We start from the raw sequence: 665 nt of genomic DNA, 5'->3' as shown, positions 1-665 counted from the left end.
GAGAGAATAGAAGTTCCAAAGCTCGCTATTTTCAGAACGGGAAGCCGATGCGGTACGACTCTACTACAGGCCTGGATGCGGAGCAATTGACGGAGCTGATCTCTCGGATATGGCAGATTGTCGCGGGAAGGGGTGAGATGCCGGGACGGCCGGCGCTGGTGAACATTCGTGAGCAGGTCGTTGTGACTCTGATCTTATTACGGCAAAACGTGAACCAAATGACTCTTGCGGATATGTTCGGTGTGTCGCAGCCCACAATTTCTCGCGTCTATCGGCGGATCGTCCCGCTGATCGAGCAGGCCTGCTGTCTGTCGGGGGTGGGTGTGGAGACGGCTGTCCAGGGCCGCGTGGTCCTGGTCGACGGCACCGATGTTCCCACCGGGAACCGCGCCGCGACGGGGAGCGCGAACTACTCCGGGAAGCGACATCGTCAAGGGCTGAACGTGCAAGTCGCCTCGGACATCAACGGTCACCTGCTCGCCATGTCCGACCCGGCCCCCGGCTCTCGACACGACCGAGCGGCGATCAGCCTGTGTGGATGGGAACCGATTCTCGATAAGGCCGAATGGATAGCGGACCCAGCGTACATCGGCACCAGCGCAGTCACTCCCCGGAAAAGACCTTTCCATGGACAACATGATGACAACACACGCGCAGCCAACCGG

At 60.2% G+C, this 665-nt stretch carries 1 protein-coding gene; it reads left to right on the top strand.

Going from position 1 to position 665, the window contains the following annotated elements; genetic code table 11:
* Positions 1-86: 86 nt before the first annotated feature.
* Positions 87-665, top strand: a 579-nt coding sequence (locus tag HRF29_RS14590; protein ID WP_173249575.1) for a transposase family protein, incomplete at its 3' end; no start/stop codon positions are given.

The sequence above is a fragment of the Rathayibacter agropyri genome, from assembly GCF_013249015.1.
Classification (GTDB): Bacteria; Actinomycetota; Actinomycetes; order Actinomycetales; family Microbacteriaceae; genus Rathayibacter; species Rathayibacter agropyri.
This window is presented reverse-complemented; position numbering and strand designations above follow the sequence as displayed.